Here is a 17,669-nt window from a genome sequence, read left to right as displayed (position 1 = left end):
TGTTACTGCATCCAAGCGTTAGTCCGTCGTAATCCGCGAGTGCTTGCGGGTGTCCTTCATGGTCACATAGACCACCAGCGACACCGCGATACACGCGGTCACGTACCAGTAGTATCCGGTTTCCATCCCGATGCTCTTGAACCACAACGCGATGTATTCAGCGGTACCGCCGAAGATCGACACGGTCAGCGCGTACGGCAGGCCGACGCCCAGGGCGCGGATTTCAGTGGGGAACAGTTCGGCTTTGACCACCGCGTTGATCGAGGTGTAGCCGCTGACAATGATCAGCGCCGCCATGATCAGGAAGAACGCGCCCCACCAGGTCTGGATGGTGTGCAAGGTGCTGAGGATCGGCACGGTGAACAGCGTGCCGAGGATGCCGAAGGCGATCAGGATCGGCCGGCGCCCGACCTTGTCCGACAGCCCGCCGACGATAGGTTGCAGGCACATGAACAGAAACAGCGTCGCCGCCGAGATGGTGGTGGAGTCGGAAATGCTCATGCCGACGGTGTTCACCAGGTATTTCTGCATGTAGGTGGTGTAGGTGTAGAACGCCAGGGTGCCGCCCATGGTCAGGCCGACCACGGTCATCAGTTCCTTGGGGTGCCGCAGCAAGGTGCGCATGGCGCTTTCCTTGGCTTTTTCCTTCTTGGTGAACGACTCGGTTTCTTCCATGCCGCGACGCAGGTACAGCGCGACCACGGCACACAGGGCGCCGATGGCGAACGGGATACGCCAGCCCCAGTCGTAGAGTTGCTCGGTGGTGAGCACTTGTTGCAGCACGATCAATACCGCCAGCGCGATGAGCTGGCCGGAGATCAGGGTCACGTACTGGAAGCTGGAGAAGAAGCCCCGGCGTTCCTTGGTTGCCATTTCACTCAGGTAGGTGGCCGAGGTGCCGTATTCGCCACCCACCGATAAGCCCTGCAGCAGGCGCGCAAATACCAGCAGGATCGGTGCACCGACACCAATGGTTTCGTAGCCGGGGCTGAGGGCGATGATCAGCGAGCCGAAGCACATCAGCAGTACCGAGGCCATCAGCGCGGCCTTGCGACCTTTGTAGTCTGCATACAAACCCATCAGCCAGCCGCCGATCGGGCGCATCAGGAAGCCCACGGCGAAGATCGCGGCGGTATTGAGTAATTGGGCGGTGGTGTCGCCTTTAGGGAAAAAGGCTTTGGCGAAGTACAGCGAGAAGGCGGCATAGACATACCAGTCATACCACTCGACCATGTTGCCCACCGAGCCGCTGAAGATCGATTTGATCCGGCTGGTGGTGGTGCGTTCTTTGGTCGGCACGGCTGCCGACCCTGCAGGCAGGGTGTTGGAGTTATCCATCGAAGGAACCTTCATCTAGTTGTTTTTATGAAGCCGCGTGAGCGCAGCCTGGCTGGGGCTATAGCAGGAGCTGTGCCAGGGGGATGAAGGCCCGGCCTAGAAGGGTCGCCGGTTTTTTTTGAGCGGATATTCGCCGATGCTTTTCAGGCGATAAGCGGAAATCCGCCTAAGCCGGATGCTGCGCTCAGAGGAACGCTTCTCGGGTCAAGCCGTGGCGCTGCATCTTTTCGTTGAAGGTTCGCCGAGGCAGTTGCAGTTCGGCCAGAACCGCCTTGATATCGCCCTTGTGCCGCGTCAGCGCGGCTTTCAGGCACTGTGCTTCGAATGCTTCCTGCTGCGCCGCCAGGGATTGCCCGGCCTCGATACCTTCCGGCTCCGGTTCGCCCAACCCCAGTACCTGACGTTCGGCGACGTTGGCCAGCTCGCGAACATTGCCCGGCCAGTCATGGCTGAGCAGACGACCCAGCTGCGCACCGCCGAGTGGTTCGACCGTGCGGCCGAGGCGCTCGGCGGCGCTGTGCGCAAAGTGCTCGTAGAGCAGAGGAATATCTTCACGGCGTTCGCGCAGCGGAGGCAGGCGCAGTTGCGCAACGTTCAGGCGATACGCCAGATCTTCACGAAAGCGCCCGGCGCGGGCCTCTTCCAGCAGGTCGGGCTTGGTCGCGGCGATGATGCGCAGATCCACGTGGATGCTCTGGTTGGAACCCAGGCGCTCAAGTTTCTGCTCCTGCAACACCCGCAGCAGCTTGACCTGCTGGGCCAGGGGCATGCTCTCGATTTCATCGAGGAACAGGGTGCCACCATGGGCATACTCCAGTTTGCCGACGCGCTTGCCCTGGGCCCCGGTAAAGGCTCCGCTTTCATGCCCGAACAGTTCGGCCTCGAACAGTTGCTCGGGAATCGCCGCGCAGTTGAGCGCCACAAAGGGCTTTTTTGCCCTCGGCCCAAAATCATGCAGGCAACGGGCGACCAGTTCCTTGCCGCTGCCGGTTTCGCCGCGGATCAGCACATTGACCGGCAGGGCCGCCAGGTCCAGCACCTGGCGGCGCAGGTTCTGCAGCGCGCGCGACATGCCCAGCAAGCTCGACTCCAACTGTGCCCGCTGGCCGGCCTGCTGATGCAGACGGCGGTTCTCCAGGATCAAGCTGCGTTTGTCCAGGGCGCGACGCAGGCTGTTGAGCAGGGCATCGGGGCTGAAGGGCTTTTCGAGGAAGTCGTAGGCACCGTCGCGCATCGCCTCGACAGCCATCGGCACATCACCGTGACCGGTGAGCAGGATCACCGGCAAGTCCGCATCGCGTCGTTGCACTTCGGCCAGCAACTCCAGACCACTGAGCCCTGGCATGCGCACATCGCTCAGGATCACCCCGGCGAAGTCCCTGGGCAGTTGCGCCAGGCATGCCTCGGCGCGGCTGAACAACTGCACGTCGAAGCCTGACAGGCTCAACCATTGCTCCACGGCCGTGCGAATGCTGGCTTCGTCATCGACCACAATTACGGTGTTCAACATGGCTCGGCGGCCTCCAGTGCGATCGGCAGGGTGAGGGTGAACACCGCGCCATCGCCTCGGTTGCCGGCGCTCAGGCGCCCGCCGAGTTCGTGCACGATGGCGTAGGACACTGCCAGCCCCAGGCCCAGCCCGTCGCCCACCGGTTTGGTGGTGAAGAACGGGTCGAATACATTGTTCAGATGCTCTTCGGCAATACCGCCGCCGCTGTCGCTGACCGTCAGTTGCCACAGCTGCTGGTCGGCGTGCAAGCGGATTTCCAGACGCTTGCGCGGCTTATCGGCCATGGCGTCGAGCGCGTTGCGCAGCAGGTTGATCAGCACTTGTTCCAAGCGAATCGCATCGCCGCGCACCCAGGCGGGCCGAGTCAGGTCCAGCACGGTGCCGATGCCTTCATCGCGCAGGCGCGCGTCGAGCAACTGCAGGGATTGATCGACCACGGTGGCCAGGTCCAGGCGTTCGCGCAGGCCGCTGGGGCTTTTGCGCGCGAAGGTCTTGAGATGGCCGGTCAGCGCGGCCATGCGCGTGAGCATATCGTCCAGCGGCGTGAGCGCCTTGTAGGCGTCATCCACGCGACCATGGTCGAGCAGCAGGCGCAGGGTGGCCAGTTGCATGCGCTGGGCCGTCAACGGCTGGTTGATTTCATGAGCGAGAGCCGCCGACATCTGCCCCAGGGCCGCCAGCTTGGCGGACTGCACCAGGCCGTCCTGGGCGGTGCGCAGGGCCTGGGTACGCTCTTCCACCAGGCGCTCCAGCTCTTCGCGGCTGCGCTGGCGCAGGCGGGCCAGACGCCAACGCTGGGTCAGGAACAGCACCAGGAACACCAGCGCCAGCCACGACCCGGCGGCGGCCAGCCCGGCATTGCGTTGATCCTCGAACGCGAGCTGCGGTTTGCGTAACAGGTGCAGGGTCCAGCCTTCGGCCTTCAGCGGCAGGGATTCCCAGATGTAATCGGCGCTGCCATCGGGGCCGCTTACGTGCATCAGGTGACTGTTTTCATCGAAGCGTTGCAGCGGCTGGCTTTCGAGCGGCTGCAGTTGCTTTTTGTCGTATTGGCGGGTGGCCTTGAGTTCGGCAAGGTCGCTGTCCGACAGCGGTCGCAGGTTGCGGTAGCGCCAGCCCGGCTGGTTGGCGATAAACACGATGCCGCGCGCGTCGCTGACCAGCAGCAGATCGTCGCCCTGGGCCCATTCGCGCTCAAGCTCGGGGAATTCCAGCTTGACCACCATGGCGCCAAGGAACTGCTCGTGTTCATCCAGCACCGCGCTGGAGAGGAAGTAGCCGGGAATCCCCGTCGTCACCCCCACCGCGTAGAAGCGTCCGGTGCCCTGGCTGCGGGTCTGGCTGAAATAAGGTCGGAACGCGTAGTTGTGACCCACATAACTGCTCGGCAGGTTCCAGTTACTGGCCGCCACGGCCAGGCCGGTGTGGTCCATCAGCTCCAGGGTGGATGACTGCGCGGCGTTGTTGATGCGTTCCAGCTTTCGGTTGAGCAGGTCCTGGGTGGCGGCGTCCAGCGGGCCCTTGAGTGCGTTGATCATTTCCGAGTCCAGCGCCAGTACGGCGGGCAGGGCGCGGTAGCGTTCGATCAGGGTATGCAGGGAGTTGGCATACAACGCCAGTTGCTGATTGGCGCGGGCGGCATCGTCCACCAGTGCCTGGCGCTCGGCATGCCGCGTGGCCAGGGCCGCGGCCAGCACCGCACCGGCGATGATCAGCAGGGAATAGAACGTCAGGCGCAGGGGGCGAGGGATCGCGATCATACGGTGATGAACAGGCACGGTAAGGGGAGTGCACCATAGCATGAGCGGTAGAGGTCTTGTGGTGCGCGCGGTGGTTGTAGATAAGCAGGCTCCCCACTGAGAAATGGGCGGGCAATAAAAAAGCGACCGTGCTGATCGCATCGGTCGCTTTTTCTGTCGCTGAGGCAGCGCTTATTGCACTTCTACCGCCAGGCTGTCACTGATCTTTTTCTGCCAGATGGCAGGGCCGGTGATATGCACGGATTCGCCCTGGCTGTCGACCGCCACGGTAACCGGCATGTCTTTGACGTCGAACTCGTAGATCGCTTCCATGCCCAGTTCGGCGAAGGCCACCACGCGGGATTTCTTGATGGCTTGGGCGACCAGGTACGCGGCGCCGCCGACGGCCATCAGGTACACGGCCTTGTGGTCCTTGATCGCGTCGATGGCGGTCGGGCCGCGTTCGGACTTACCGATCATGCCCAGCAGGCCGGTCTGCTCGAGGATCTGACGGGTGAACTTGTCCATCCGCGTCGCAGTGGTCGGACCGGCTGGGCCAACCACTTCTTCGCGCACCGGATCAACCGGGCCGACGTAGTAGATGAAGCGACCCTTGAGGTCCACCGGCAGGGTTTCGCCCTTGTTCAGCATCTCGACCATGCGCTTATGCGCCGCATCGCGACCGGTGAGCATTTTGCCGTTGAGCAATACGGTCTCGCCCGGCTTCCAGCTCTGCACTTCTTCCGGGGTCAGGGTGTCGAGGTTGACGCGACGGGCCGATGGGCCGGCCTCCCAGACGATTTCCGGATAAGCGTCCAACGGTGGCGCCTCCAGCGACGCCGGGCCGGAACCATCGAGCACGAAGTGCGCGTGACGGGTGGCGGCGCAGTTGGGGATCATGCACACCGGCAGCGAGGCCGCGTGCGTCGGGTAATCCATGATCTTCACGTCGAGCACGGTAGTCAGGCCACCCAGGCCCTGAGCGCCGATGCCCAGTTGGTTGACCTTCTCGAACAGCTCCAGACGCATTTCTTCGATACGGTTCTGCGGGCCGCGCTTTTTCAGCTCGTGGATGTCGATGGATTCCATCAACACTTCCTTGGCCATCACCGCGGCTTTCTCGGCGGTGCCGCCGATGCCGATGCCGAGCATGCCCGGCGGGCACCAGCCGGCACCCATGGTCGGAACGGTCTTGAGCACCCAGTCAACGATCGAGTCGGACGGGTTGAGCATGGCCATTTTCGACTTGTTCTCGGAGCCGCCGCCTTTGGCGGCCACATCCACTTCCACGGTGTTACCCGGGACGATGGAGTAGTGGATCACGGCCGGGGTGTTGTCCTTGGTGTTTTTACGCGCACCGGCCGGGTCGGCCAGGATGGAGGCGCGCAGGACGTTTTCCGGCAGGTTGTAGGCGCGACGCACGCCCTCGTTGATCATGTCGTCCAGGCCCATGGTGGCACCGTCCCAACGCACGTCCATGCCCACGCGCACGAACACGGTGACGATACCGGTGTCCTGGCAGATCGGGCGATGGCCGGTGGCGCACATGCGCGAGTTGATCAGGATCTGGGCGATGGAGTCACGGGCCGCCGGCGATTCTTCACGCAGGTAGGCTTCGTGCATGGCCTGGATGAAATCCACGGGATGGTAGTAGGAAATGAATTGCAGGGCGTCGGCAACGCTCTGAATCAGGTCGTCTTGCTTGATCACGGTCATGAGTCGCGCTCCTCTATAAGACGGGAACATTCAATAAAGGTGGCTTCAGTGGGGTGTATCGGTCGGCTGAGGCCACCTTTCCAAGGCACGCCAAGTGGTGCAGGCGCGACGCTAAAAAGGCGCGGCAGTATAACCCGGCGCGGTGGCCGATACACCCGACTATGGTCAAACTGTGCCGGGCGTGATTCCCTGTCTGCGCCTTTTGAGTCGAGATGTTCCATGCCTGAACTGCACGTCGGCGAACGCCACTGGTCGGTACCCACCGGCAGCAATTTGTTGGATGCCTTGAATCAGGCCGGTGTGACCGTGCCCTACAGCTGCAGGGCGGGCAGTTGCCATGCATGCCTGGTGCGTTGCCACGGCGAGGTTGACGATCAGCAGCCCGATGCCCTCAGCCCGGTGCAACGCCAGGATGGCTGGCGCCTGGCTTGCCAGTGCCGGTTGCGCGGGGACGTGCGGGTCGAGACGTTCGATCCGCTGCGCGATGGCTCGCCTGCCCAGGTGGTGGGAGCCGATTGGCTGACGTCGGCGGTGCTGCGTTTGCGCCTGCAACCCCAGCGCACTCTGCGTTATCGCGCCGGGCAGCACCTGGTGCTGTGGGCCGGGGAGGTGGCACGTCCGTATTCCCTGGCGAGCCTGCCGCAGGAGGACGCGTTCCTGGAGTTTCATCTCGATTGCCGCCAGCCCGGTCAATTCAGCGATATCGCCCGGCGGTTGCAGGTCGGGGATCGCCTGTGCCTCGGCGAATTGCGCGGTGGCGCGTTGCACTATGATCCTGACTGGCAAACCCGACCGCTGTGGCTGCTGGCCTCGGGCACCGGTCTAGGCCCCTTATGGGGCGTGATGCGCGAGGCGCTGCGTCAGGATCACCACGGCGCCATACGCCTGATTCATCTGGCCCATGACGCTGAAGGCCATTATCTGGCTGAACCGCTGGCGGTGCTGGCCGCCCATCACCCGCAGCTGACCGTGGAGCTGTGGACTGCGGCTGAGTTGACCCAGGCATTGGCGCAACTGCGGCTTGTTTCCCGGCAAACCCTGGCCTTACTCTGCGGGCATCCGGCCAGTGTCGAGGCATTCTCCAAGCGCCTGTTCCTGGCCGGACTGCCGCGCAATCAACTGCTGGCGGATGTGTTTGTGCCCCATGGTTGAGCGCTGAACACCACAGCCGCGAGAATCGCCATGACCGACGCCATCCTCCAGCACCGCGAAGCCGGGGTGCTGACCCTGCAACTCAATCGCCCGGACAAGAAGAACGCGTTGACGCGCGCCATGTACAGCCACTTGGCCCAGGCGTTGGAGCAGGCCGATGCGGACCCAAACATTCATGCGGTGCTGATCCAGGGCAGCAGCGAGTGTTTTACCGCCGGCAACGACATCGGCGACTTTCTCCAACAGCCACCCAGTGACCTCGACAGTCCGCCGTTTCACTTTATGAAAAGCCTGCTCAACTGCCGCAAACCGGTGATCGCCGCCGTGGCCGGCGTGGCAGTGGGCATCGGTACAACCCTGCTGTTGCACTGCGATCTGGTGTACGTCAGTCGTGATGCGCGACTGCGCATGCCATTTGTCAATCTTGGGTTGTGCCCGGAGTTCGGCTCCAGCCTGATCCTGCCACGTTTGCTGGGGCACGCCAAAGCCGCCGAATTACTGCTGTTGGGCGAAGGGTTTACCGGCGAACAGGCGGCTGCATGGGGCATCGCTACTGAAGCGTTGGGCAGTGGTGAGGCGACGTTGGCCAAAGCCAGGCAAGTCGCTGAGCGTTTTGACGCGTTGGCGCCGGGTGCGGTGCAGGTCACCAAGCAACTGATGAAGAGCGTGGATCGCGAGCAGTTGCGCCAGGTAATAGAGGAGGAGGGCGCGCTGTTTACCCAGCGGCTGAGGTCGCCGGAGGCAATCGCCGCATTGTCGGCGTTCATTGCTCGGCGCTGAAAGCGAGCAAGGCCCATTCCCCCACGGAAAGCAAAAAGCCCTGTCACTTGCATGACAGGGCTTTTGTTTCAGCAATCGATCACTCAGACCATTGGGTCGCCAACGTGCAGGATCTTCATGCCGTTGGTGCCACCGATGGTGTGGTAGCTGTCGCCCTTGGTCAGGATGACCCAGTCGCCTTTCTCCACGACGCCGCGCTTGAGCAGTTCGTCGATGGCCGCCTGGCTGACCTCATGGGGCGGCAACGACGCCGGGTCGAACGGTACGGTGTAGACGCCACGGAACATGGCGGCGCGAGCCTGGGTTTCGCGGTGCGGGGAGAACGCGTAGATCGGCACCGACGAACGGATACGCGACATGATCAACGGCGTGTAGCCACTTTCGGTCAGGGCGATGATCGCTTTCACGCCCGGGAAGTGGTTGGCGGTGTACATCGCGGCCAGGGCGATGCTCTGGTCGCAGCTTTCGAACACTTTGCCGATGCGGTGACTGGAGGTCTTGCTGGTCGGGTGCTTTTCGGCACCGACACAGATACGCGCCATGGCCTGTACGGCTTCCAGCGGGTAAGGGCCGGCGGCGCTTTCAGCCGACAGCATTACGGCGTCGGTGTAGTCCAATACGGCGTTGGCCACGTCGGACACTTCGGCGCGGGTCGGCATCGGGTTCTGAATCATCGACTCCATCATCTGGGTTGCGACGATCACGGCTTTGTTGTGGCGGCGCGCGTGCAGGATGATTTTCTTCTGGATGCCGATCAGTTCGGCATCGCCGATTTCAACGCCCAGGTCGCCACGGGCAACCATGACCGCATCGGAAGCCTTGATCAGGCCATCGAGGGTTTCGTCGTCGGCCACGGCCTCGGCGCGCTCGATCTTCGCCACCAGCCAGGCGGTGCCGCCGGCCTCGTCGCGCAGCTTACGGGCGTATTCCATATCGGCGGCGTCGCGCGGGAAGGACACCGCGAGGTAGTCCACTTCCATTTCGGCGGCGAGCTTGATGTCAGCCTTGTCTTTTTCAGTCAGGGCCGGTGCTGTCAGGCCACCGCCACGGCGGTTGATGCCTTTGTGGTCGGACAGCGGGCCGCCGATGGTCACGGTGCAGATCAGCTCGGTGTCGGTGGCGGTGTCGACGCGCATGACCACGCGGCCGTCGTCCAGTAGCAGTTCATCGCCGACGCCGCAGTCCTTGACCAGGTCCGGGTAGTCGATACCTACCACTTGCTGGTTGCCTTCAGTCAGCGGGTGGCTGGTGGAGAACGTAAACGTGTCGCCGATTTTCAGCTCGATCCGCTTGTTGGCGAATTTGGCGATGCGGATTTTCGGGCCTTGCAGGTCACCCAGCAATGCCACGAAGCGACCGTGCTTGGCAGCCAGGTCACGCACCAGCTTGGCGCGAGCCTTGTGCTCGTCGGGGGTGCCGTGGGAGAAGTTCAGACGGGCGACGTCCAAACCAGCCAGAATCAGCTGTTCGAGGACTTCCGGCGAATTGCTGGCCGGGCCAAGGGTGGCGACGATTTTGGTACGACGGACGGACATGCACAGACTCCTGAGTTCAAGCGCTGAGGAAGGCTACTATGCTCTTTCGTTGTAGTCATTGTTCGTTTGCACTACTTATCGACGATTCAGTTGTTTTGGCCGCAGCCGAAAAGACGAACAGCCTTGAAGATTTTCGACGAGGGGTCGATACACTGCACAAGACAGGAGAACCCTCATGCGAATTTTGCTCGTTGCCGCCCTGGCCGTCAGTGTTGTCGGCTGCACCCGCTGGTCGATGGACCACCATTTGAACAACGCCTACCGCGCCTACGGCGTGGGTGATTGCCAGCGCGTTACCCTGGAGTTGTCCCAAGTGGACCGCGAGAGCCGCAGCCGTCGCTATGTGCAACCCGAGGTCTCTATGCTGCGCGGGCAGTGCCTGGAACGGCAGAAACTGTTTGTCGACGCGGTGCAAACCTATCAGTTCATCATTACCCAATACCCGTCGAGCGAATACGCCTACCGTGCCCGCGCGCGCCTGGACACGCTGCAGCAACTGGGTCACTACCGCGACGCCGCTGCCCAGCCGCGTCCCGCGTCACTGTGAAAATATTTGCCATTTCATAACTGGCCCGTTGCCAGTCTTGGGCTATTCTTTGAATGTTCGTTTGTATAAGTTTCTATTCAATCGAATGCGAGGCCCGGGCTCGGCGGCGGTCTAGTGACATTCCAGGAGGTTGTCATTCCGAGGCCCAGGGAGAGCGAGCGCTATTGCTCGTTCCGAATCACTGGCACGGCCTGAGTCATGGCCACTGGATGGCGATTTCACCATGTTTACTGACCGGCGGATCGAGCGGCATCAATTACCAAGTTTCCTGCAAGTGTTTAACCGTCTGACCGATAAACCCATCGGGTTTTTGGGCAATGCTTCGGAAGACGGACTGATGTTAATCAGCCTGTTGCCAATGATGGTTGACGCGAATTTCGAGTTGCGCGTAAAGATCCCCAGCGCTGATGGGGATTTTCATGCCATTGACCTGACGGCGACTTGTCTGTGGAGTCATGAAGACATCAACCCGCAGCATTACGATTCCGGGTTCCGAGTGATTTCAGCGTCGGAGGAATATGCGCAGTTGATCAGCGTTTTGGTGCATTACTTCAGCTTTGATCCCCTGCAGGCATCGGTCTAAGCCTGCAGGTCACCCCACGGCAGGAGTATTGTCGCGCCTGCCGTGTTTGTTTCTGGCGCTTAAAAGACGCCGGCTTTTTTCCACCCCAGATAGCGTGTCACCAACGCCGCGCCCATTTGCGAAGGCAGGGTATCCAATACTGACAGACCATGAGCGTTCAGGCGGTCATGCAATTCGTCGCGGGTATTGAGGTAATCAACCGTGCCACTGTAGGCCAGGGCTTCCTGCAGGGTTTGCACGGGAGATTGGCGCAGTTGATCCAGTACCTCCTCGCGCAGGCTGGCCACCAGTACCCTGTGCTGGCGGTTGATACGCTTGACCGCAGCCAACAGCGCCTCGTCGTCTTCGTCACGCAGGTTGGTCACTACAATCACCAATGCCCGACGTTTTTGCCGCGCCAGCAATTGGCTGGCCGCGGCCTGGTAGTCGGCGGTTCGTCGAGTTGTGTCCAGGTCGTACACAGTGTTGAGCAACACATTCAACTGGCTGCTGCCCTTGACAGGCGCCAGGTAGCGCGGTTGCTCACCAGCGAAGGTGCACAACCCCACCGCATCACCCTGGCGCAATGCCACATAGCTGAGCAGCAGGCAGGCGTTGAGCGCGTGGTCGAAATGAGACAATTCATCATCCTGGCTGCGCATGCGTCGGCCGCAATCGAGCATGAACACGATCTGCTGGTCGCGCTCGTCCTGGTACTCCCGGGCGATAGGCGTGCGTTGCCGTGCAGTGGCTTTCCAGTCGATCTGCCGCAGGCTGTCGCCGTCGCGAAATTCACGCAACTGATGAAACTCCAGCCCCAAGCCTCGTCGCTGACGTTGGCGAACCCCCAGTTGGCTCAGCCAGTTATCCACACCCAGCAACTGAGCCCCGTACAGACGAGCGAAGTCCGGATAGACGCGGGTGGCATCTCGCGGTTCGACAAAACGCCTTGCCGACCACAGTCCCAACGGGCTGGGCAGGTGAATTTCGCAGCGGCTGAAATCGAAATGCCCGCGGCGCAATGGGCGCAGGCGATACCCCAGCTCACTGCGCGCCCCGGGGCGCAGCTCGACGGTCTGAGGCATATTGTCCGCGCTCAGGCCATCGGGAACGTGATCGAATACCTGCACCGTCAACGGTTGTGGAAAATCGTGCTCCAGGGTGAGGCGTACTTCGCCCCAGCGTCCCAGCGCCAGGCTGCCGGGCATCTGCCGCTGCACGCGGGGCGTAGGGCGGCGGCGCAGGCGCAGGGCGTCCAGCAGCGCCAGCAGCATCAGTGCCAGGAGCAGGCCCCAGGCCACTGACTGTACGGCGTCGGGCACCTTGAACCGCAACGCCGTGGCGGCGCCCAGCAGAATGCCGAGCCCCAGCAATACGCCCAGCCAAGTTAACAGCAGACGGGTCGGTTTCATGGGCGATTCATTGCCGCGGAGCCGAGATCTGGTCGAGCATCTGCTTGAGTACCTGGTCGACCTCCAGCCCATCGATGTCCAGCTCTGGGGCGATTCGTACACGGTGGCGAAGGACCGCCAGGGCACACCCCTTGATGTCATCCGGGGTGACGAACGCACCTGCGCGCAACAAGGCGCGGGCGCGGGCGCCCCGTACCAGTGCGATGGACGCGCGTGGGCCGGCACCGATGGCCAATCCTGGCCAGCTGCGAGTGGCACGCGCCAGGCGCACGGCGTAGTCGAGCACTTGCTCGTCCAGGGGCAGTTCGCTGGCGATCTGTTGCAGTTGCAGCACATCCTCGGCCTGCAGCACGGTGCGCAGTGGTTGCACATCCAGCATGTCGGCGCGTGACGAGCGAGTGACTTCGCGCACCATTTCCAGTTCCTGCCGGGCGTCGGGGTAGTCCATGCGCACCTTGAGCATGAAGCGGTCCAGTTCGGCTTCCGGCAGCGGGTAGGTGCCTTCCTGTTCGATAGGGTTCTGGGTGGCCAGTACCATGAACGGCTGGCCGATGGGCAGCGCTTCGCCTTCAAGTGTCACTTGTCGCTCCTGCATGGCTTCGAGCAGGGCCGCCTGGGTCTTGGCCGGGGCGCGGTTGATTTCGTCAGCCAGTAACAGATGGGTGAAGACCGGGCCCTTGCGCAGCTTGAACTGTTCGGTATGCAGGTCATACACGGCGTGACCGGTGACGTCGCTGGGCATCAGATCCGGGGTGAACTGGATGCGTGCGAAATCGCCGTCGAAGCAGCGCGCCAATGCCCGCACCAGCAAGGTCTTGCCCAGGCCGGGCACGCCTTCGAGCAAGACGTGGCCACCGGCGATCAGGGCGGTGAGGACATCATCAATGACCTGATCCTGCCCAATGACGGCCTTGCGCAGTTCAGCGCGCAAGGCTTGGGCCTGCTGGCTGGCGCGTTGCAGGGTTTCGCCGGTCAGGGCAGTGGCGCTTTGAAATTCGCTCATAGTGCATTCCTGAGGGTTTGCAGGCATGCCACCTGCCGGCTGAAGTCGGCGCTGGATAGCCGTTTCTGCGGGAGTGGGCCGAGGGCCTGGCTGATGACGTGAGAGGGTTGATGCGTCAGATGCTCGAGCACCTGCCATTGTTCTGCTGTGTCGAGGTGTTCGAAGCCGGGATGGCGACGCCTGGCGGCGCGCAGGATATCGCGCTGCAGCGCGTGCAGCAGCGTGCCCTGGCCGCTGTGGCGCAGCAGGAAGTCGGCGCTGGCTTTCAAGTGTTCCTGCAGTTGCCGTCGAGCCTTGGGCGCAGGTGCCTGGATCGGGCCCTGGCGCATGCCGGCGTGCCATAGTGCCAGCGCGATCAGGGCGATAAGCGCGACTATCGCCTGGGGAAAATAGCGCAACAGCAGGCTGAACAGATCATCCACGTCACTGCTGAACAACAGCGTCACGCCGGTACCCTGGGTCAGGTACCACAGCAGCCAGGCATTGTCGTGCTTGCCGATATCGCGGTTCTTCCACAGCTCGCTGTCGGTTATCACCGTCACTCGGCCTTGCCCGAGGTTGAGTTGCATCAGGTGACTTGACCTGGCGCTGTTGGCCGAGAATTGCGCCAGGTGCTGCGGGTCGGTGAGGTTGAAGTCGGTGTCGAAGCTGAAATAGGCCGGAGCGGTTTCATTGTCGACATACAGCCTGGTCAGGTCCGGTGTTTTCTTCTTGCGGGCGGGCGCGGGCTCTGCGGATTCGTCGCTCAACGCTTGGTGGATTGCCAGGCGGTCGAGTAACAGGTCGCCACTTTTACCGGCCTCTTCATCCCATAGCGCCTCCGCCACCACCAGCAGATGGCCGCCGGACTTGGCCCAGTCCAGCAGTTGCGCCACCTGGCGTGGCGACATGTTGCTACGTTCATTGAACAGCAGCAGGCTAGTGCCCTGGGGTGGCAACGTGGCCACGCGGTCGAGGCTGAAGGCGTGCTCCACCGCCAGGCCTTGCAGGCGCAGAAACTGCTCGGCCGCCAGATAAGGGTTGGCCTGGGCCTCGGGGGAGGGCCCATGGTCTACCACTTCTTCGTAAGGGATTGCTTTGCTCCAGACGAAGAATCCACACGCTGTGAGCAAAGACACCAGTAATAGCCCAGCCCATGCCAAGGGTCGGTTCATGGGGCGCTCCCTGAGCTGAACAGGGCACGCCAGTCGCCACATAATTTCTGCTGGGCCGAGGCTGGCGGAAGGGTGTGGCCGTAGGCAAGGTTTTGCCAATGCCGGGTCAGTTCATCACTGAAGGCCAGCAGTTGCGGTTGCGCCAGTTGATGAACGCGTTCAAGAACCTGACCTTCGGTATCGGCGCTTTTAAGCGGCAGATTGAAGTCATGCAGCAACCGGCTCAGCAGCCCTCGGTACAGCAGGCCAAGAGCTTCCCGGGGCTGGGTGGCCCAGAGCTGTTCGGCGGTGCTGGCAATATCTGCCGGCAAGGTCTGCGTGCCCAATTCCAGCCCGAACAATTGCGTGGGCGCCGGTTGGATGGCCTTGGGGCGAGCGGGGGGACGCCGGCTGACAAAGGTGCGCAGCCAGTCCCGATAGCGCCATGCAAGCAGGGCCAGCCCGCCGATCAAAAGCCCCCATAACAGGACTTCCAGGCCTTGGGCGATGTGCCTGAAGGTATTGCTGTTGAGGTTGTCCAACAGCGCCTGCAGCCACGCCGGCAGCTTGCTGTCGCCGCGAGCCTTGCTCTTTACAGCGGGTTTTTCCTCGCCGAATCGATAACGGGTAACGGTCTCCGGGTTTTTGAACGGAGGCTTGTCCAGCAGCGCTTTGATCGATTGGCTTGCGCCCTGCGTACTCAGCGGCTTGGGCTGATCGGCCATGGCGGGCCGATTGACGGGCAGCACAGTCAGCCCCACAACCAGTATCAACAGCGTCGCCACCGTACTCAGGCGTTGGCGCAGGCGGCGGAATACCAGTTCCAGGTCCCAGGCCTCCAGCACGGTACGACGATTGAGGTAAAGGCTGAAACCACAGGCCACGTAGATGGGCTCCCAGAACACCAGGATCAGGGCATAAAACGCATTGCTCAGGTGCTCCAGCCACAGCCCTTCGGACTGGCTCGCCAGTACCAGGCGCTGCCAGTCCCACCCTTGCTCGACGTTCTGCGGAATAAAGAGATAGAACAGCGCCATGCAACCGAACCACAGCCCGATTTCCAGGTGTACTCCGACGGTCGTCAACCAGCGTGCGGCGCCCGCGTCGCGTTGTTGCAGCACGCCCAGGCGCTTTTGCCGCGCCTGCCCATCCAGGCCTTCCAACTGGCTCACCGGCATGACGAAGCTGCGGCTGAGGCTGAGCCGGCGCCAGGTCAGGCTTGCCAGCAGTTGACCCTTGAGCAGGCGCGGCCACTGGCGTACGGCTTGCTTGAGGCTGGGCACCTCCCCGAACAGTGCCTTGGACAAGATATACAAAGGCAATCGATCAAAGGCAGGCTTTAACCACCAGAACACGCATACGGCAACGGACGGATACTTCCACAGCGCGGCACTGAGCAGGATGAACACCGGCAGCGTGACCAGTGCCCAACTGAGGGTCAGCAGTCGGCGGTGTTCCCTGGCCATGAGTACGCCAAGGTCCATGGCTTCCCAGGCCGTACGGGGGCGGATTGCCACGCTGGCATCACTCAGGCGCATGGGGTGTCCTTCCGGCAAACGTCAGGTATGCCGCCACCAGCAGCCAGAGTACTGCGCCCACCAGGTATTTGACCCATGCAGCGATGACCGTGGTGGAAGACCAGTAGGCTTCGATAAACGCTGCGATCAGCAGGAAAACCATCACACCGCACAAAAGTTGCACACTTTTATGCGCCGCACGCCTCAGGGACTCGCCACGCGTCAACTGCCCCGGGGAGATCAACGCCCAGCCCAGTTGCAAGCCGGCGGCACCGGCAAGGGCAATGGCTGTCAGCTCGAACGCTCCGTGGCCGATGACGAATGACCAGAAAGTTTGCCCGTAGCCGATTTCGGTCAGGTGCCCGGATACCGCACCGATGATCAACCCGTTGAAAATCAGGAAGAACACGCTGCCCAGGCCGAACAGCAAACCGGCGGCGAATGTCTGGAAGGCGATGCCGATGTTATGCATCACGTAATAGCCGAACATCATCCAGTCTTCACTCGATGCGCGTTCGGCGGCGCGTCCCAGGCGGCTGGCGTCGGGGTCGTACATGGCCTGCATCTCGGCCACCTGCTGGGGGCTTACGATGCTGTAGATCAGTTCGGGAAAAAGGTAGACCAGCAACGCAATGCCCAACAGGCTGCCGAAGAACAGCAGGCTGGCGACCGCTGCGAACCGCCATTGCTCCCGCACCAGGCGTGGAAAACCGGCCAGGATGAAACCCAATACGTTCGCCGCCAGTTGGCTGCGATGGCGATAAAGTTGCTGGTGGCCGCGCAGGGCCAGTTGTTGCAATGGGTCTACCAGGTAACTGCTGTAGCCGCGTTCCTGTGCCAGCGCCAGATGCTGGCAAAGACGCCGGTATTGATGGGGGAAGTCAGCAACATCATCGGCCTTGGCCGTGCCTTGTTCCAGCTGCCTGAGCTGTTCGGCGAAGGCTTGCCATTCGGGCTGGTGACGGCTTTCGAACTGGCTCTGCTTCATGTTGGCCCCAGCAGGCCGCGGGCCAGACCGTTGAGTTGTTGAGCCGCGCGGGCAGGGGAGACTTGCAAGGGAGCCGCCAGGATTGCCGCCAGTTCATGCACGCGCTCCGTGGACAATTCGCCCTGGCGTTCCGCGAAACCCAGGATGGCGCGCTGTTCGCTCAGGTCCAGTGCAAAAGGCAAGCGCAGGGCCGCCGCCTGAGGAACCTGGGGGCGTGCGAGGGGGCGTTCGCGGTAGACCACGAGCGTACCGGCGGCAAGGTCGCCCAGGCGTTTGAAATGGGGATGCTGCAGGCAACTGATGGCACCGAGAAAGTAGCCGAAAGGGAGCATATCGACAAAGCGCAGCAGGTTGCGGATCAGTGAGGACGACCAGCCGATCGGCGTGCCGTCGTCCTGCACCACGCGCAACCCCATGACCTGTTTGCCCGGTGAGCAGCCTTGGTTGAGTACTTCGAACAACACCATGTACCACCAACTGACCAGGAACAGCAGCAGCGCGCCAAGGCCTAGACCAACGTTGCCCAGCAGCGCCAGCGGTGCCATGAGCACGCCCATGATGATGGCGCGGGCCAACAGGTCGAACGCGAAGGCCAGTACCCGTGGCACCAGGCCAGCGGGACGCAGCGGCAGGTCAATGCCCTCAGGAGTTTCGATCTGATAGCGGGTATCCAATGGGGCTGATGGCATCGCGATCCTTGGCAGTGCGGAACGGCTGGAAGACACGGATGCTAGCAG

15 protein-coding genes are annotated in these 17,669 nt (G+C 62.3%); 4 read left to right on the top strand and 11 right to left on the bottom strand.

Features of this window, described 5'->3' with window-relative positions; all coding sequences use genetic code 11:
• Positions 1-18 precede the first annotated feature (18 nt).
• The 4 genes from QRN10_RS16420 to QRN10_RS16405 form a co-directional block, all read right to left on the bottom strand.
• Entirely contained in the window at positions 19-1,338 is a 1,320-nt protein-coding gene (locus tag QRN10_RS16420; RefSeq protein WP_181078997.1) for an MFS transporter, read from the bottom strand.
• A 184-nt stretch (positions 1,339-1,522) separates the two neighbouring features.
• On the bottom strand, positions 1,523-2,848 hold the full coding sequence (mifR, locus tag QRN10_RS16415) for a two-component system response regulator MifR (RefSeq protein WP_181078999.1): 1,326 nt from the start codon (positions 2,846-2,848) through the stop codon (positions 1,523-1,525).
• Positions 2,842-4,608, bottom strand: coding sequence for a sensor histidine kinase (locus QRN10_RS16410; RefSeq protein ID WP_181079001.1), 1,767 nt, complete (start codon positions 4,606-4,608; stop codon positions 2,842-2,844). The genes mifR and QRN10_RS16410 overlap by 7 nt, the downstream gene beginning before the upstream one ends.
• Positions 4,609-4,779: 171 nt before the next feature.
• Positions 4,780-6,303: a fumarate hydratase gene (locus QRN10_RS16405; protein WP_266246562.1), complete on the bottom strand. Its 1,524-nt coding sequence runs from the start codon at positions 6,301-6,303 to the stop codon at positions 4,780-4,782.
• Positions 6,304-6,522: 219 nt separating this feature from the next.
• Here QRN10_RS16405 and QRN10_RS16400 point away from each other — a divergent pair, with 219 nt between their 5' ends.
• Both QRN10_RS16400 and QRN10_RS16395 read left to right on the top strand, forming a co-directional pair.
• The gene (locus tag QRN10_RS16400) at positions 6,523-7,455 is read left to right on the top strand and encodes an iron-sulfur-binding ferredoxin reductase (protein ID WP_266246560.1); all 933 of its coding nucleotides are present in this window, start codon (positions 6,523-6,525) and stop codon (positions 7,453-7,455) included.
• A 30-nt stretch (positions 7,456-7,485) separates the two neighbouring features.
• On the top strand, positions 7,486-8,235 hold the full coding sequence (locus QRN10_RS16395) for an enoyl-CoA hydratase-related protein (protein WP_285428715.1): 750 nt from the start codon (positions 7,486-7,488) through the stop codon (positions 8,233-8,235).
• A gap of 83 nt (positions 8,236-8,318) precedes the next feature.
• Here the strand turns inward: QRN10_RS16395 and pyk are convergent, their stop codons facing one another.
• The gene (gene pyk / locus QRN10_RS16390; protein ID WP_285428714.1) at positions 8,319-9,770 is read right to left on the bottom strand and encodes a pyruvate kinase; all 1,452 of its coding nucleotides are present in this window, start codon (positions 9,768-9,770) and stop codon (positions 8,319-8,321) included.
• A 175-nt stretch (positions 9,771-9,945) separates the two neighbouring features.
• Between pyk and QRN10_RS16385 the strand changes: the two genes are divergently transcribed.
• Both QRN10_RS16385 and QRN10_RS16380 read left to right on the top strand, forming a co-directional pair.
• Complete coding sequence (locus QRN10_RS16385) at positions 9,946-10,317, top strand: tetratricopeptide repeat protein (protein ID WP_181079011.1); 372 nt, start codon at positions 9,946-9,948, stop codon at positions 10,315-10,317.
• Positions 10,318-10,540: 223 nt separating this feature from the next.
• On the top strand, positions 10,541-10,900 hold the full coding sequence (locus QRN10_RS16380) for a PilZ domain-containing protein (protein WP_181079013.1): 360 nt from the start codon (positions 10,541-10,543) through the stop codon (positions 10,898-10,900).
• Positions 10,901-10,959: 59 nt separating this feature from the next.
• Here the strand turns inward: QRN10_RS16380 and QRN10_RS16375 are convergent, their stop codons facing one another.
• Genes QRN10_RS16375 through QRN10_RS16350 form a run of 6 tightly spaced genes read right to left on the bottom strand, consistent with a single transcriptional unit; the run spans position 10,960 to position 17,621 of the window.
• Entirely contained in the window at positions 10,960-12,291 is a 1,332-nt protein-coding gene (locus QRN10_RS16375; RefSeq protein ID WP_181079015.1) for a DUF58 domain-containing protein, read from the bottom strand.
• Positions 12,292-12,298: 7 nt separating this feature from the next.
• The gene (locus QRN10_RS16370; RefSeq protein WP_181079017.1) at positions 12,299-13,294 is read right to left on the bottom strand and encodes an AAA family ATPase; all 996 of its coding nucleotides are present in this window, start codon (positions 13,292-13,294) and stop codon (positions 12,299-12,301) included.
• A complete protein-coding gene (locus QRN10_RS16365; protein ID WP_253509173.1) occupies positions 13,291-14,448 on the bottom strand; it encodes a DUF4350 domain-containing protein in 1,158 nt (385 codons plus the stop codon). Before QRN10_RS16365 ends, QRN10_RS16370 begins: the two co-directional genes overlap by 4 nt.
• Positions 14,445-15,965, bottom strand: coding sequence for a DUF4129 domain-containing protein (locus QRN10_RS16360; RefSeq protein WP_253509171.1), 1,521 nt, complete (start codon positions 15,963-15,965; stop codon positions 14,445-14,447). Before QRN10_RS16360 ends, QRN10_RS16365 begins: the two co-directional genes overlap by 4 nt.
• Complete coding sequence (locus QRN10_RS16355; RefSeq protein WP_181079023.1) at positions 15,952-16,932, bottom strand: stage II sporulation protein M; 981 nt, start codon at positions 16,930-16,932, stop codon at positions 15,952-15,954. Before QRN10_RS16355 ends, QRN10_RS16360 begins: the two co-directional genes overlap by 14 nt.
• Entirely contained in the window at positions 16,929-17,621 is a 693-nt protein-coding gene (locus QRN10_RS16350) for an RDD family protein (RefSeq protein ID WP_181079025.1), read from the bottom strand. The genes QRN10_RS16355 and QRN10_RS16350 overlap by 4 nt, the downstream gene beginning before the upstream one ends.
• Positions 17,622-17,669 lie beyond the last annotated feature (48 nt).

The organism is Pseudomonas sp. lyk4-R2A-8 (genome assembly GCF_030209095.1).
Lineage (GTDB): Bacteria > Pseudomonadota > Gammaproteobacteria > Pseudomonadales > Pseudomonadaceae > Aquipseudomonas > Aquipseudomonas quebecensis.
The sequence above is the reverse complement of the archived record's forward strand: the minus strand, read 5'-3'. Positions and strand labels throughout refer to the sequence as shown.